Annotated in this window: 15 protein-coding genes; 3 read left to right on the top strand and 12 right to left on the bottom strand. The window is 60.7% G+C overall.

The features are described from left to right. Positions 1-51 precede the first annotated feature (51 nt). From WBR57_RS01280 to WBR57_RS01305, 6 genes are read right to left on the bottom strand one after another with little or no spacing between them, the layout of a single operon-like run. A complete protein-coding gene (locus WBR57_RS01280) occupies positions 52-1,794 on the bottom strand; it encodes an ABC transporter substrate-binding protein (protein ID WP_122539702.1) in 1,743 nt (580 codons plus the stop codon). A gap of 33 nt (positions 1,795-1,827) precedes the next feature. After that, positions 1,828-2,100, bottom strand: a complete 273-nt coding sequence (locus tag WBR57_RS01285) for a DUF2160 domain-containing protein (RefSeq protein ID WP_014718862.1) — start codon at positions 2,098-2,100, stop codon at positions 1,828-1,830. 10 nt (positions 2,101-2,110) lie between these two features. Further along, positions 2,111-2,911: a carbohydrate ABC transporter permease gene (locus tag WBR57_RS01290; RefSeq protein ID WP_424081397.1), complete on the bottom strand. Its 801-nt coding sequence runs from the start codon at positions 2,909-2,911 to the stop codon at positions 2,111-2,113. A gap of 10 nt (positions 2,912-2,921) precedes the next feature. Next, the gene (locus tag WBR57_RS01295; protein ID WP_017735078.1) at positions 2,922-3,788 is read right to left on the bottom strand and encodes a carbohydrate ABC transporter permease; all 867 of its coding nucleotides are present in this window, start codon (positions 3,786-3,788) and stop codon (positions 2,922-2,924) included. Then, positions 3,785-4,882, bottom strand: coding sequence for an ABC transporter ATP-binding protein (locus WBR57_RS01300; protein WP_424081400.1), 1,098 nt, complete (start codon positions 4,880-4,882; stop codon positions 3,785-3,787). The genes WBR57_RS01295 and WBR57_RS01300 overlap by 4 nt, the downstream gene beginning before the upstream one ends. After that, the gene (locus tag WBR57_RS01305) at positions 4,882-5,976 is read right to left on the bottom strand and encodes an ABC transporter ATP-binding protein (protein WP_424081403.1); all 1,095 of its coding nucleotides are present in this window, start codon (positions 5,974-5,976) and stop codon (positions 4,882-4,884) included. Before WBR57_RS01305 ends, WBR57_RS01300 begins: the two co-directional genes overlap by 1 nt. A 273-nt stretch (positions 5,977-6,249) precedes the next feature. Between WBR57_RS01305 and WBR57_RS01310 the strand changes: the two genes are divergently transcribed. Continuing rightward, positions 6,250-8,067 carry a sigma-54-dependent Fis family transcriptional regulator gene (locus WBR57_RS01310; RefSeq protein WP_424081404.1) on the top strand — a complete coding sequence of 606 codons (1,818 nt, stop codon included), beginning with the start codon at positions 6,250-6,252 and terminating at the stop codon, positions 8,065-8,067. On the opposite strand, the gene WBR57_RS01315 is transcribed toward WBR57_RS01310, so the two are convergent. The 3 genes from WBR57_RS01315 to WBR57_RS01325 all read right to left on the bottom strand — a co-directional run bounded on the left by WBR57_RS01315 (position 8,064) and on the right by WBR57_RS01325 (position 11,847). Further along, positions 8,064-8,996, bottom strand: coding sequence for a FecR family protein (locus WBR57_RS01315; protein ID WP_424081406.1), 933 nt, complete (start codon positions 8,994-8,996; stop codon positions 8,064-8,066). The genes WBR57_RS01310 and WBR57_RS01315 overlap by 4 nt on opposite strands. After that, on the bottom strand, positions 8,993-9,535 hold the full coding sequence (locus WBR57_RS01320; RefSeq protein WP_424081408.1) for a sigma-70 family RNA polymerase sigma factor: 543 nt from the start codon (positions 9,533-9,535) through the stop codon (positions 8,993-8,995). The genes WBR57_RS01315 and WBR57_RS01320 overlap by 4 nt, the downstream gene beginning before the upstream one ends. Positions 9,536-9,729: 194 nt before the next feature. Beyond that, positions 9,730-11,847, bottom strand: coding sequence for a TonB-dependent receptor family protein (locus WBR57_RS01325; RefSeq protein ID WP_424081410.1), 2,118 nt, complete (start codon positions 11,845-11,847; stop codon positions 9,730-9,732). 249 nt (positions 11,848-12,096) lie between these two features. Between WBR57_RS01325 and WBR57_RS01330 the strand changes: the two genes are divergently transcribed. Further along, entirely contained in the window at positions 12,097-12,255 is a 159-nt protein-coding gene (locus WBR57_RS01330) for a hypothetical protein (RefSeq protein WP_424081412.1), read from the top strand. 5 nt (positions 12,256-12,260) lie between these two features. Beyond that, positions 12,261-12,887, top strand: a complete 627-nt coding sequence (locus WBR57_RS01335; protein WP_424081414.1) for a helix-turn-helix domain-containing protein — start codon at positions 12,261-12,263, stop codon at positions 12,885-12,887. Between the two features lie 49 nt (positions 12,888-12,936). Here WBR57_RS01335 and WBR57_RS01340 read toward each other — a convergent pair whose 3' ends face one another. From WBR57_RS01340 to WBR57_RS01350, 3 genes are all read right to left on the bottom strand, one after another. Next, entirely contained in the window at positions 12,937-13,437 is a 501-nt protein-coding gene (locus tag WBR57_RS01340; protein ID WP_424081416.1) for a hypothetical protein, read from the bottom strand. Between the two features lie 269 nt (positions 13,438-13,706). Continuing rightward, on the bottom strand, positions 13,707-13,976 hold the full coding sequence (locus tag WBR57_RS01345; RefSeq protein ID WP_424081418.1) for a hypothetical protein: 270 nt from the start codon (positions 13,974-13,976) through the stop codon (positions 13,707-13,709). Positions 13,977-14,265: 289 nt separating this feature from the next. Continuing rightward, positions 14,266-14,979 (bottom strand): hypothetical protein, encoded by a 714-nt coding sequence (locus WBR57_RS01350; RefSeq protein ID WP_424081420.1) that lies wholly within the window; start codon positions 14,977-14,979, stop codon positions 14,266-14,268. Positions 14,980-15,420 lie beyond the last annotated feature (441 nt).

The following is a 15,420-nucleotide window of genomic DNA, read 5'->3' on the forward strand; positions in this document are numbered from 1 at the left end:
CACACCGCTATCGGGGGCAAGCCCCCTCCCACATTTTTTACTGCCTTGCGATTACTTGCGCGCGGCCTCCCACTGCTTGAGCAAGTCGTTGTAGCCCACGGTTTCGCCTTTCGGTTTCTCGTTGGCCAGTTTCGGCTTGGGCGCGCCCGGCTGGTCGAACCAGTATTGCGCGTCACGCTCGGGGTTCATTTTCGGGCCACACACCGGTTGCACCTTGGAGCGTTCCAGGCGCGTCATGATCGCGTCCTGCTCCTTGGCCAGGTTGTCGAGTGCCTGTTGCGGGGTTTTCTCGCCGCTGGCCGCCGAGGCGATGTTGCTCCACCACAGTTGCGCCAGGCGTGGGTAGTCCGGCACGTTGGTGCCGGTCGGCGACCACTCGGTCCGCGCCGGGCTGCGATAGAACTCCACCAGGCCACCGAGTTTCGGCGCCATGTCGGTCATGGCTTGTGAGTTGATATCGGACTCACGAATCGGCGTCAGGCCGACGATGGTTTTCTTCAGCGAGACGGTTTTCGACGTCACGAACTGCGCGTAGAGCCACGCCGCGAGTTTCTGTTTCTCCGGGGTGGATTTGAGGAAGGTCCAGGAGCCTACGTCCTGATAGCCCTTCTTCATGCCCTTTTCCCAATACGGGCCTACAGGCGACGGCGCCATGCGCCACTTCGGCGTGCCGTCGGCGTTCACCACCGGCAGGCCCGGCTTGACCATGTCCGCGGTAAACGCGGTGTACCAGAAGATCTGCTGGGCGATGTTGCCCTGGGACGGCACCGGGCCGGATTCGGAGAAGGTCATGCCCGCGGCTTCCGGTGGCGCGTAGGCTTTCATCCAGTCCACGTACTTTTGCGTGGCGTACACCGCGGCCGGGCCGTTGGTGTCGCCGCCACGGGTCACGCTGGAGCCGACCGGGTGGCAGTCCTCCACGCGAATGCCCCACTCGTCCACCGGCAAGCCGTTGGGCAGGCCTTTGTCGCCGCCGCCGGCCATGGAGAACCAGGCATCGGTGAAGCGCCAGCCCAGGGACGGGTCTTTCTTGCCGTAGTCCATGTGCCCATACACGCGCTTGCCGTCGATTTCCTTGACGTCTTCGCTGAAGAACTTGGCGATGTCTTCATAGGCCGACCAGTTCACCGGCACGCCGAGCTCGTAGCCATATTTTTCCTTGAACTTGGCTTTCAGCTCCGGGCGCTCGAACCAGTCGGCGCGGAACCAGTAGAGGTTAGCGAACTGCTGGTCGGGCAGCTGGTAGATCTTGCCGTCCGGCGCGGTGGTGAACGAGATGCCGATAAAGTCCTTGATGTCCAGGGTCGGCGAGGTGAAGTTCTTGCCTTCGTTGGCCATCAGGTCGGTGATCGATTCGGTCTTGCCGTAGCGAAAGTGCGTACCGATCAAGTCGGAGTCGTTGACCCAGCCGTCATAGATATTTTTGTCGGATTGCATCTGGGTTTGCAGCTTCTCCACCACGTCGCCTTCCTGCAGCAGGTCGTGGGTCAGCTTGATGCCGGTGATTTCGCTGAAGGCCTTGGCCAGCACCTTGGACTCGTACTCGTGGGTGGTGAGGGTTTCCGACACCACATTGATCTTCATCCCACGGAACGGTTCGGCGGCCTTGATAAACCACTTGAGCTCCTCAAGCTGCTGCTCGGCCGTGAGGGTGGACGGCTTGAATTCGCTGCCGATCCATTTTTTCGCCGCATCTTCATACGCATCGGCCCAGGCCGTGACGCTCAAACCGCTGAGGGCCATGACCGCGGCCAATGAAATGCTATGTCGCAGCTTATTGTTTTTATTCAACATAGAGACCTCCAGGTTGTTTATTCACACGGAGCACTAGCCCCAACGCATCACACTCAACAGCCATACCAGGGACAGCGCGGACGCCACCCAGATGCTCCAGTCGGTTACGCCGATCACCAGCAAATGCAGGTAGGCGCTTCCGAGAAGTCCGATAAACAAGCGATCACCACGGGTGGTGCTGATCGGCAACAAACCGCGCCGCGGGATGCTCGGCGAGCGCAGCTCCCAGGTGGTCATGCCCGCCAGAATCAGGGCAATGCCGCCGAAGAACAGGGCGGTGGGCGTAGTCCAGGCCATCCATTCCATCATCGACTCCTCAGACCCGGCCGAGGGCAAAGCCCTTGGCCACGTGGTTGCGAACAAACCAGATCACCAGCATGCCTGGCAGGATAGTCAACACCCCCGCCGCCGCCAGTACGCCCCAGTCGATACCCGACGCCGAGACCGTGCGCGTCATCACTGCCGCAATCGGCTTGGCGTTGACCGAAGTCAGGGTGCGCGCCAGCAACAGCTCGACCCAGGAAAACATGAAGCAGAAAAACGCCGTCACCCCGATGCCGGAGCCGATCAGCGGGATAAAAATCTTCACGAAGAACTTGGGGAAAGTGTAGCCGTCGATGTAGGCGGTTTCGTCGATCTCCTTGGGCACGCCGGACATGAACCCTTCCAGGATCCACACCGCCAACGGCACGTTGAACAGGCAGTGCGCCAGGGCCACGGCGATGTGCGTGTCGAACAGGCCAATCGACGAATACAGCTGGAAGAACGGCAGCAAAAACACCGCCGGTGGCGCCATGCGGTTGGTCAGCAGCCAGAAGAACAGGTGCTTGTCGCCGAGGAAACGGTAGCGCGAAAACGCGTAGGCCGCCGGCAGCGCCACGCTCAGCGAGATCACCGTGTTCAGGCTCACGTAATACAGCGAGTTGAGGTAGCCGGTGTACCAGCTCGGGTCGGTGAAGATCACCTTGTAGTTGGCCAGGGTGAAGTCCTGCGGAAACAGCGTCAGGCCGCCGAGGATTTCGGTATTGCTCTTGAAGGACATGTTCAGCAGCCAGTAGATAGGCACCAGCAGGAACAGGATGTAAATGAGTAAGGGGATCAGCTTGCGCTTGCTCATGTTGGCGGCCTCAGCGGTTGGCGTCGGAGTGGGTCATGGCGGTGTAGAACAGCCAGGACACCAACAGGATGATCAGGAAATACACCAGCGAAAACGCCGCGGCCGGGCCCAGGTCGAATTGGCCGACAGCCATCTGGGTCAACGTCTGACTGAGGAAGGTGGTGGCGTTACCTGGCCCGCCGCCCGTCAGCACGAACGGCTCGGTGTAGATCATGAAGCTGTCCATGAAGCGCAGCATCACCGCGATCAGCAGCACGCTTTTCATCTTCGGCAACTGGATATGTCGGAAAACCGCCCAGGCCGACGCCCGATCAATCCGCGCGGCCTGGTAGTACACATCCGGAATCGCGCGCAGCCCGGAGTAGCACAACAGCGCCACCAGTGACGTCCAGTGCCACACGTCCATCACCAGCACCGTGACCCAGGCATCCGCGGTGTTGGCCGCGTAGTTGTAGCTGATGCCCAGGGCATTCAGGCTGTAGCCCAGCAAGCCGATGTCGGCGCGGCCGAAAATCTGCCAGATGGTGCCCACCACGTTCCACGGAATCAGCAACGGAATGGCGAGAATGATCAGCACCAGCGACGACCAGCGGCCCTTGGTCGGCATGGTCAGGGCGATGGCGATGCCCAGCGGGATTTCGATCAGCAGCACGCAGGCCGAGTAGATGAACTGGCGCAGCAACGAGTCGTGCAGGCGCGGGTCGAGCAGCACCTGTTTGTACCAGTCGGCGCCGACGAAGTAGCGGCTGGACTGGTCGAAGATGTCCTGCACCGAGTAGTTGACCACGGTCATCATCGGGATCACCGCACTGAACGCCACCAGCAGGAACACCGGCAACACCAGCCACCAGGCCTTGTTGTTCTGCACCTTGTTCATGGCAGCACCTCCAGCAGGTAATCGTCGGCATACACCATCAGCCATTGCGCGGGGAAGCTGATGCAGGCCTTGCCTTCGGGCACCGGTTTGTCTTCGGCCAGGCGCACCTTGAGGGTGGCGCCGTCGAGGTTGAGGGTGACGATCTTGTAGGTGCCGAGGTCCTCCAGATGAGTGACATCGGCCTGCAGGGCGTCGGGGTTGTGCTCGTCCCACACGTGGATAAATTCCGGGCGGATGCCCACCTGCAATTTCTTGTAGTCGGTACTGGCAATGCGTTGCTGCAGCGCCTCGGACAATGGCAGGTGGGTGCCGGCAAACCGTACCCCGCCCGCCTCGGCCTGCACCTCGATCAGATTCATCCCGGGGCTGCCGATGAAATAGCCGACAAAGGTATGGCTCGGCCGCTCGAACAGCTCGCGCGGGGTGCCGAACTGGACTATTTGCCCGCCGTACATCACCGCAATCTTGTCGGCAAAGGTCGAGGCCTCCAACTGGTCGTGGGTCACGTAGACCATGGTGATATTGAACTGCTCATGGATCTGCTTGAGCTTGCGCCGCAGTTTCCATTTCAGGTGCGGGTCGATCACCGTCAGCGGTTCGTCGAACAGGATCGCCGACACGTCATCGCGCACCAGGCCACGGCCCATGGAGACTTTCTGTTTTTCGTCGGCGGTGAGGTTGCGGGCTTTTTTGGTCAGCAGGTTTTGCAGGTCGAGGACCTCGGCAATTTCCTGCACTTTGCTGTGAATTTTCGCCTCGGCCATGCCCTGGTTTCGCAGCGGGAACGCCAGGTTGTCGAACACCGTCATGGTGTCGTACACCACCGGAAACTGGAACACCTGGGCGATATTGCGCTTTTCCGGGGTCAGCTCATTCACCACTTTGTGGTCGAATAACACCTGGCCTTCGGAGGGGCTGAGCAGACCGGAGATGATGTTGAGCAAGGTCGACTTGCCGCAGCCCGAAGGCCCAAGCAACGCGTAGGCACCGCCCTGCTCCCACACGTGGTTCATTTCCCGGATCGCGTAGTCTTCAGGCCCTGTCGGCGTAGGGCTGTAGCTGTGCGCCAGGTTCTGCAAATGGATCTCGGCCATCAGGCAACCCTCGCGACACGGCGCCCGGGGGCCTGGACCAAACGGCCCTGGCCATCGAACACAAACAGTTTATGGGTGGGGATATACACGCGAATCGGCGCGTCGACGTCGTACTCGTGCACCCCCGGCAGGTGCAGCACCAGCAGGAAGTGCTCGCTGCGCACATGCAGGAAGGTTTCCGAGCCGCTGATCTCCGCGACTTCCACGGTCACCGCCAGTTCCAGGTCGTCGTCGTTGCTCGGCACCAGGCTGATATGGCTCGGGCGCACGCCAAAGCGGAATTCGCCCTCGCCAATCGGGCGCAGGTCGACGTTCAGCGGAAAGTGCACGAAATTCGCGAAACTCACTTCATTGCCGCTGATCCGCCCCGGCATCAGGTTAATCGGCGGCTCGGAAAACAGCTCGGCCGCCAGCACGCTCTGCGGCTGGTGGTAGACCTCGGCCGCCTTGCCGCTCTGGATCACCCGGCCTTCGTGAAGAATGGTGGTCGTACCGCCCAAGGCCAGAGCCTCGTTGGGTTCGGTGGTGGCGTAGATGGCGATGGTGTGGCGCGCCTTGAACAGCTCGCGCATTTCCTGACGCAGTTCTTCGCGCAGTTTGTAGTCGAGGTTGACCAGCGGCTCATCGAACAGGATCAGTTCGGCGTCTTTGACCAGCGCGCGGGCCATGGCGGTCCTTTGCTGCTGGCCACCGGACAGCTCCAGCGGGTGGCGCTGCAGGAATTTTTCGATGCGCAGCATTTTCGCGGTTTCCAGCACCTTGCTCTGGATCAGCTCGTTGGACACACCGGCCTGGCGCAACGGCGAGGCGATGTTTTCGAACACGGTCATGGTCGGGTAGTTAATGAACTGCTGATACACCATCGACACGTTGCGCAGGCGTACCGGCTTTTGCGTGACATCCACGCCGTTCATCAGGATTCGTCCATTGTCGGGCTTGTCCAAACCGGCCATCAGGCGCATCAGGCTGGTCTTGCCGGAGAGCGTGCGGCCGAGCAAAACATTGAAGGAACCGGCTTCGAAACGCAGGTTGGCGCCGTCGATCCAGGTTTGGCCTTCGACAACGCGGGAGACATTTTCCAGGGTCAATGACATGACACGACCTTTTTATTATTGGAATGAATCTGGCGAGTCGACAGAGCGAGTTTCGTGCCAAAACGGCAAGTAATTGATGTGCAAGGAAATGAGGTAAAGCTGATGTTCGGGAGTGAACAATCGGGCTGAACAACTGAACAGTTCAGGGGTTGACAATGAACAGTTCTGAACAACACTCTCATGACCAAAACCGGGGCCCCTCCCACATTTTGAACCGGTTGCTTCAGGTAGATTGTGCACGCCCAATAACAATAAAAAATGCAGGTCGCCCCCATGGCCGAACCCTTGGCTCACGACACCCTTATCCAGGAATCCTGGCGCCGCTGTCGCGCCTTTGGCCTGGACCACCAGAGCACACCCTGCTTCGACCAGCTGCCGGCCGAGGGCATCAGCCAATTGCTCGAAAGCCAACATTCCCTGGTGCAAACCACCCACCAGGAAGTGCTGCCCTACTACGAAAACATCCTCAGCAACTCCAACTGCCTGATCATGCTGGCCGACAACCAGGGCCAGGTGCTGACCAGCTGGGGCACCCAGCGTTTTATCGAGCCCAAGCTGGCCAGGGGTTTCAGCGCCGGCGCCAGCTGGATGGAGCGCTCCAGCGGCACCAATGCCATCGGCACCGCGCTGGCGTGTGCCCAGGCGGTGCATATCGAGCATGACGAGCACTTCCTCAAGGCCAACCGTTTCATGACCGGCTCGGCGGCGCCGATCTTCGATGCCCAGCGCGAAATCATCGCGGTGCTGGATGTGTCCAGCGACAGCTACCTGCCGCCCTCCCACACCCTTGGCATGGTCAAGATGATGAGCCAGACCGTGGAAAACCGCCTGATCCTCAACCTGTTTCGCGGTGAGCATTTCCAGCTGACCTTCAATACCGGTTTAAGCAACCTCGACAGCCAATGGGCCGGCCTGCTGATCTTTGATGAAAGCGGCCAGGTGCTCTCGGCCAACCGCCGCGCCGACAACCTGCTGGGCATCAGCCTGTCGCGGGTGATGATCGACAGCCTGTTCAAAGTGTCGTTGCTGGAGTTGCTCAACCAGCCGGAAGGCCTGCCGTTTTCGCTGCAGGCGGCGGGCCGCAATCGCTTCCAGTGTTTACTGAAACGGCCGAAGCAGACGCCGGTGCAGGCGCGGGTGTTCAACCCAGCCGTGCCGCCAAAGCCGGCAACTATTGGCCTGAAGACGCTGCACTTTGGCGACGTACGTGTGGAAAAGGCCGTGCGCCAGGCCGAACGCCTGCTGGAAAAGGACATCCCGCTGCTAATCCACGGTGAAACCGGGGTGGGCAAGGAGGTGTTCGTCAAAGCCCTGCACCAGGCGAGTTCACGTAGCCAGCAGGCGTTTATCGCGGTGAACTGTGCGGCGATTCCTGCGGAGCTGGTGGAATCAGAGCTGTTCGGCTACGAAAAAGGCGCGTTCACCGGTGCCAACCAGAAAGGCAGCATCGGCCTGATCCGCAAGGCCGACAAAGGCACACTGTTCCTCGATGAGATCGGCGACATGCCGCTGCCGACCCAGGCACGTCTGTTGCGGGTATTGCAGGAACGCTGTGTGCAGCCGGTGGGCAGCAGTGAGCTGTTCCCGGTGGATCTGCGCATCATCTCGGCCACCAACCGAGCATTGCGCGAGCGGGTGCAGGCCGGGCGTTTTCGTGAGGATTTGTACTACCGCATCGGCGGCCTGACCCTTGAGTTACCGCCGCTGCGCGAGCGTAGCGACAAGCAGGCGCTGTTCCAGCAACTGTGGCAGCAGCACCGCGAGCCGACCCAGTGGGCCGGGCTCAGTGCCGAGGTACTGGCGCTGTTCGAACAACACCCGTGGCCGGGCAATTTGCGCCAGGTCAGCAGCGTGTTGCAGGTCGCGCTGGCGATGGCCGAAGAACAACCGATTCGCGCAGAACATCTGCCGGATGATTTCTTTGTGGATTTGAAACTGCCAGCGCCCTCGCCCGCCAACGAATACCTGGACGACAGCATCGACCTGAACCAGCGGCTGAAGGCTGCGGGCGGAAATATCTCGCACCTGGCGCGGGAGCTGGGGGTGAGCCGCAATACCCTGTACAAGCGCCTGCGCCAGCATGAGGGCTAGCGCGGCTTGACCACCACCAGCAGGTCGGTGAAGTACTCCACCTGAATCGGCAGGTTATCCGCCAGGGCCGCGAGCGCCGCGGCGGTGTCATCGAGCTTGAATACGCCGGACACCCGCAGGTTCTGCAGGGCCTGCGGGTCGAAGCGCACCAGGCCATGCCGGTAGCTGGCCAGCGTTTGCAGCACGTCGCTCAGGGGTTGGTCGTCGACCTTGAGCAGGCCGCGCGTCCAGGCGTCCGGGTCGGTGTTGCCGATGGCCTGGGGGGCTTGGGCCTGGCCGTGGTCGAGGATCGAACGCTGGCCGGCGGCGACCTTGACCCCTGCGCTGGTCTCACCTTTGACCGCCACACTGGACTCGATCACCGTGACCACGGTGCTCCCGTCCGGCGCGCGCTTGACCAGATAGCGCGTGCCCAGGGCGGTGGCGGAGCCCTGGTCGGTGCGCACCACGAACGGCCGTTGTGCATCCTTGGCCACGTCCACCCAGAGTTCGCCCTGCAACAACTCGATCACCCGTTGGTGGCCGTCGAATTTCACGTCCACCGCCGAGTTGCTGTTGAGCTGCAACTGGCTGCCGTCTTCGAGGGCGATCTGCCGACGCTCGCCGACGCCGGTGCGCTGGTCGGCCATCCACACCGGCAGGTGCTCAAGGCCCAACCAACCGCACAGCATGACGCCGAGCAGCCCGACCACTTGGGCTGCACGTGGGCGTCGCGGCGCAAATGCGCGGCTCAGGGCAAGGCTTGCGGGCCGCGCGGGCACGCTGTCGAAGCTGCCCCACAAGCTGCGCATGCGCTCGATGGCGACCGCGTGGCGCGGGTCTGCCTGGCACCAGGCATTGAAGGCCTGGCGCTCGGCGTCGCTGACATCTTCGTCGTGCAGGCGTGTCAGCCAATTCGCCGCCTGCTGGATGATTTGCTCGGAATTCATACCAGCGGATCTGCCGGGTGCAGGCTGTGGTAGCAATGCACCAGTGCGCTGGAAATATAGTTTTTGACGGTACTTGAGGACACCTCCAGGCGCGTGGCGATTTCGCTGTAGGTCAGCCCGTCGAGACGGCTCAGCAGGAACGCCTCGCGGGCCTTGGTCGGCAGGCCGGCGAGCATTTCGGCGATGCGCTCCAGGGCTTGCAGCGCCACATGAATGGCGGCCGGGTCGGGCATGCCGGCGTCTTCGGATTGGATCGCCAAGGCTTCCATGTAGGCTTTTTCGATGCGCCGACGCCGCGCGCCGTCGATCAGCAGGCGCCCTGCGGTGGTGGCCAGGAAGGCTCGAGGCTCCTGGATATTTTGCGGCTCGGCGAGCATCAGCACGCGGATAAAGGCATCGTGCGCGAGGTCGGCGGCATGCTGTGAACACCCGAGTTTTTTGCGCAGCCAGCCGTGCAACCAGCCGTGGTGCTCGCTGTACATCGCCGTAAGGGTCTGCTGGCGCGATAAATCGCCCAGCGCGGCCGGAATGTCATGCATGCGCAAAAGTATCTCAAATGGGAAGTGTTACCAATTGCGCAGACAATGCCAGTAAAACGAGGTGGGGGCAAGGGGCTCACATTCTCAAAAAAGCCACGAATCAAATGTGGGAGGGGCTTGCCCCCGATGGTGCTGGGTCAGTCAGCTTTTCTGAGTCTGATACACCGCTATCGGGGGCGAGCCCCCTCCCACATTCAGCGCCAGCTCCATGAGACCCCGGTGTAGATGCCGCGCCCATCCGCCGGGGTGGAGCGTGCCACATCCAGGCCCTTGTCGTCGTAGCCTGGGGTGACGGTGTTGGCGTAGCGTCGGTTGGTCAGGTTGCGCAGGTCGACCCAGGCCTGCCAGTCTTGCTTGGGCGCGTCGTAGCCAAAAGTGGCGCCAAGGGTGGTGTAGGACGCGGCGTAGTAGGAGTTGGCGTAGTCCACCGCCACTCGCGACGAATGCTCGGTATTGAGGCTGGTGTAGAAGCCGGTCGGGTGGCTGTAGCGCAATTGCGCCTGGTAGTAGTGCTTGGGGATACCCGGCAAGGTGTTGTCGCCGAAACGGTCGTCGTCGCGGTAGTGGAAATCGCTGAAGGTATAGGCCTGACGCAGGGCGAGCTCGCCGTGGCGGCCACCGTCCCATAACGGGCTGAGCAGGCTCAACTCCACGCCTTGATGCACGGTGGGGCTGGCGTTGGATTCGGCAACGATGGCATTGCTGGTCGAGGTTTGCGCCTGGGTTTCCACGGTGAGCAATTCGTGGCGCACCTCGGAGCGGTACAGCGCCAGGTCCCACTGGCCGAGCCAGGCTTCACCGCGGCCGCCGATTTCCAGGGTGGTGGCGGTCTGGTTTTTCAGGCTCACGCCTTCTCGCTGCAAGCCAGTGGCCGGGCCACTGCCTGGTCCAAAATACTTGTTGGAACCCCAGATCATCGACCACGCGTGCGGCGGCTCGACCGAGCGGCTCAGGTTGCCGTACACCTGCAATTGCGGGTTGAAGTCGTAGCGCAAGCCAATGCGCGGCGCGTAGTCCCAATCATGCTGGCTGAGCGGCGCCTGCCCTTCGGGGTAGGTGACCTGGGTTTCGCGGCGCGTGTAGATCGCGGCCAGGCCGGTGGTCAGCCACAGGTCGGGAACCAGTTCCAGGTCGTTGCCGATATGCAGCACGGTGTCCGAGCCCAGGTAGCTGTAGTCGCGGGTCTTGGTGCCGGGGGTATAGCCTGCGGTGTTGCCGGCGGGCGTGCGCACGTATTCCGACGCGCCATTGTTCGGCATCGCCTGGGTAGTGCGCAGGCCGATGGTGGTTTTGCTGTCGTGGCCGAACAGCGTGTCCTCACGAAGGTAGTTCAGGGTGCTGCTGATATCGGTGTAGGCGACCTTGAGGCGGTTGGTGCCTTCGCGCAGGTCCATCGGGTAATCGTGGTAGGCCAGCCCGACTTCGACGCGCGAGCTGTCGTCCAACTGCAAGGTGGTTTTGTTGGCGATCCAGGTCGAGCCCGGTTGCAGGCGCTTCGAATCACGCGCGGCGTTGAGGCTGTTGGCGGCACGCGGGTCGTGGCTGATTTGCTCTCGGGTGAGTTTGCCAGGGGTGTCGTTAGTGGTTTCGCGGTAGCGGAAATAGAAGCGGGTTTCCAGGTCCGGGTTGAAGCGGTAGCCGAAGTTGGCCGCCACGCCTTTGCCCGTGCCGGCACTCTGGTGTTGGTAGCCGTCGGATTCGGAGTCGGTGAGGCTGATGTAGTAGTCGGCATCGCCCAGCACCTGGCCCGAACTGATTTCGCGCTGGGCGTAGCCACGGCTGCCGGCCTCATAACGCACCTGCAACTTCGGCGCGTCGTAGCCCGTGCGGGTCACGTAGTTGACCGAACCGCCCAAGGCCAGCGCGCCCTGATCGAAACCGTTGGCGCCGCGCAACACTTCGACGCGGCTCTGCCACAACGGGTCCTTGAGTTCGTAGGGGGTGCCGCCGGGGCCGGTCAGCGGTAAGCCGTCGAACATTTCATACAGGCCGGAGGCATGCGCGCCGGGGCTGCGGTTCAGACCCGAACCACGGATGGACAGCTTCACCCCTTCATTGTTCGCGGCCTTGGCGTACACCCCGGCCTGGTACTTGAACACGTCTTCGTTGGTGCTGACCCGCCCCTGCTGCACGCTGTTCATGTCGATGTAATTGGTCGCGCCGGGCACGCTTCTGAGCTGCTCCTGAGCGACTTCGCCGGCCGTGGCCTCGCTACTGGTGACTTCGACCGGCGCCAGTTGCAGGTCTTCGGCCTGCACCAGTGAACTTAAGGTCAGGGCAGCAAACAGCAGTGGGGGTTGGCGCAGCAGCATGGGGGCGATCCTTGAAATTCGGGGGCGTGCAAGGCCGGGCCAGGCACGCGAATAGTGATGGGAAGGCAGGGATGTCCGCCAGGTCACTCCTTTGTTAACGGATCAGACCCTTCCCACAACAGCTTCGGAGCGGGTTTATTGGCTAAGTTCGAAATCGAATTAACACATGCAAACTCAGTATTTAAGGAAATAACCAGCACGCATTACTGTGGAGCCACTGAGTTATTCACGCCGCAAGAGAGCGCTCCCATGCAAACAGCCGCCACCGTCATCGACTTCACGCTCTACCGCAAACGCCGCCAGGCACGTGCAGCGGCCGAGCTGATGTGGGCGATGTATGCCGCGCGTGCAGGGCTGGCGGTGTTTACCGCACAGGCCTCCCCGTCCAGCGATACGCGCCGGGCGTAAGGCCGATGAGTTTTCTGCAGGTGCTGCCCGAACCGCCCGAACCCCTGCCCAAACCGACCCTCGACGACGATGTGATCAGCCTGTGCGTCGCACACAACCTGCAACGCCTGCGCAGCAAGCGCCACCTGTCACTCGATGGCCTGGCGCGCGCCTGCGGCGTGAGCCGGGCGATGCTGGCGCAAATCGAATCCGGGCGCAGCGTGCCGTCGATCAAGGTGCTGTGCAAGATTGCCAAGGGTTTGAAGGTGTCAGTCGCGGCGTTTCTGGAGGATCGCGCGTTTGAAGGGGTGGAGGTGCTGCCGGCGCAACAGAGCAAGCGCCTGGTGAGTGCCGACGGTGCATTTACCAGCCGCGCGTTGTTCCCCTACGATACGGCGCGCCAGTCCGAGTTCTACGAGATTCGCTTGCGTGCACTCGGCGAAGAAGTGTCCGAAGGCCACGGCCCCGGTATCCAGGAAAACCTGGTGGTAGCCCAAGGTGTGCTGGAGGTCAGCGTCAACGATGAGCGTTACCTGCTCTCCACCGGCGATTCGATCCTGTTCTACGCCGACCAGCCCCACCGCTACCGCAACCCGGCAGACAGCGAGGCGGTGGCCTTCCTGGTGATCACCTACCCGGAACGCCTGGACTGAAATGCAAAACGCCCCGAATACTCGGGGCGTTTTTTTTGCGCGGGACCTGTCAGCAGGTGCAGCACATCATCGGCATGCCATTGCAGCTCATCATCATCGGCATGGCGCAGTCGTTCATCAACTTGTTCATCAGCATGCAGCAGTTTTCCATCATGGCCATGCTCATGCCCGGCATCGGCATCATTTTGCACTGCATGCTGTCGCCCATCAGGGTGCATTCCATCATGCACTTCATCATTGGCATCGACATGCCCATGGCCATCATCGGCATGTTCATGTCAGTCATCATCTTCATGGCGTCAGCCGACATGCACATCATCGACAGGTTGGCGCACTGCATCATCATCGGCATGCCGCAGTTCATCATCATCGCCATCATTTCGGCGTTGGTCTTGAACTGAGCCATGTCCATGCCGGCTGCAGGCTTCATGGTGCACATCATGGCGTCGCCGGCCATTTCGCAGTTCATGGTTGCCATCATCATCGGCATGCCCATCATCGGCATCATTGGCATGGAAGTGTTCATCGGCATCTGCATTGCATTCATCATGTTCGAAACTCCGTAATCGACAGGAAATGGCTAAGTTCTGGCGCCGATTCTAGAGATACCAGGCAACTGCGCAAGACGGCGGCAGAGCAGCAGGAATGGACGTTCTGGAGACGGCTTAGACAATCAAAACAGCTGTGACGGACGTGATGATGACGATAACGGTGTTACTGCGTTAACTCCGCCTGCTGTATAGCGTCAATCGACGCTGGGGATATTCGATCCTGGAATGGGCTCCAACCGTAAGGAAATAAACGGTCTAACGGATGTTGCTATTGGTTGGATGCCTCCAACGCCCACATCAATTCTTCCGCCTCCGAACCCGGCGGAAACCTGAACCCGTGCATTTCATCGGTGGCAAGAATCTCAGCCAGGGCATCCAGCAACTGCGCCTGGGTCGGTGAGTCACGCAGCAGTTTGTGCGCTGGCAGTAACACCTCAGCAGGAACGCCCTGGCCACTCGCCGCGTCGATCACGGCGAAGAGGATAAAGCGCAGGCGTATTTCCCGTTCTGTCGGCCAAACCGTTTTTCGCTTACCCAAGGTATGGCCTCATTTTTTCGGAAAAATCCGAGGCTATTGCGCGCGACGGGGTGTTTCAAGCGCCGGGATGCAAGATAGGCCCTTTCCTACACAGGAAAGGGAAATAACACGCCGAATGGCGTTGATCAGCTCATGACCTGTTGCGTTGCAGCTCCAACGCGGTACCGATGAGCGGAGTGAAGAGGGTCAGGATTTCGAGTATTTGCGCGTTCTCAAAGCTTCTTGGGCAACACATCAAGTGCGCGCAAGGTGCCAAAAACGCTGCCAGCGGAGAACGTGACGAAGTGCATCACTGCACCGGCAGGAAATTCATCAGCAGCAAGCTTTGTGCATAATTCAGCCCAATCCGCCGGTAGCGCTCATCGAGCATCTGGGTCAACAGGTCCAGGCGCGCGACGATCTTACCGAACTCCACGGCAAAACTGAGGTTGCTGCCCTCCTCCGAGATCTCGTTGGAAAATAACAGCAGCACGCCATTCGTATCCTGGCGCTTGCTGAGCAACCAGGTGGCCTTCTCGATATTGCGCGCGGCATTGCTGACGAACTGCGGGTTGATCGAGTCGGTCATGTAGAACTCGGTGCGCCCCCCGTGGGCGGTCACCAGCATGCTGCCGATGGCATAAATAAACGCGCCGACGCGATCGCCTTTGAACTCCGGGCTCAAAGAGTAACTAAGGGCCGCCAGGTCACGCCGGTCCCCAAGGGCTGGTAGCGATTGGCGCTGCTCAATGGCCCGACGGATCTCCCGCGCAGCCGTCACCGCATCCGGGTAACCGGACTGGCGCCATTGGTTGGGGTTGCGCAAATAGAGCTTGTTCATCAGCAAATACAAGCTTTGCAGGTTATCGCGCATGCCCAGGGTCGCCATGCGGTCAACGCTGGTCTGGAAGAACTCGTCGGGTTTGCCATTGGTGAATTGCCTGGCGATATCCTGACTTTGCTGCTGGGTGCAACCACCTGCACAGAGCATTAACAGCGCAGCCAGCCACAGAGGCCGGCGCATCCATCGAATCTTGAATAAAAGTAACGTGCGATCCATCGGCACCCGATCTGGTTCTCTTGCCCACCCGGGGTCGGCGGGGCTGCGACAAAGATAGATTGGAGAAATGAAAAAAAGTGCAATGTGGGCGGCCAGATAGTTGTAACGCGCGCCGGGCGGGCGAGTGAGTCAGACCAATCGTGAAAAATTCATTTCAAGACCTATACTCAATCAACAGTTGCGAGAGTTGTTGACGATTCAACGTGGCTTCATGACGTCCGATCGGCATGGCGCGGTTGTCTGAATCGCTCACGGCACTACCACCAGCAGCTGTAGATGAGGGTCACGGCAATGAAACATCCTATTCGAGCACAAGTGTTTGCACAGTTTATTTGCCTGCTTTCGGTGGCTCAGCTTTTTTGCTGATCGGTAATTCCCTGCCTTCCCATCAGCTACAAGAGTGGC

It is taken from the genome of Pseudomonas sp., assembly GCF_049590575.1.
GTDB lineage: Bacteria > Pseudomonadota > Gammaproteobacteria > Pseudomonadales > Pseudomonadaceae > Aquipseudomonas.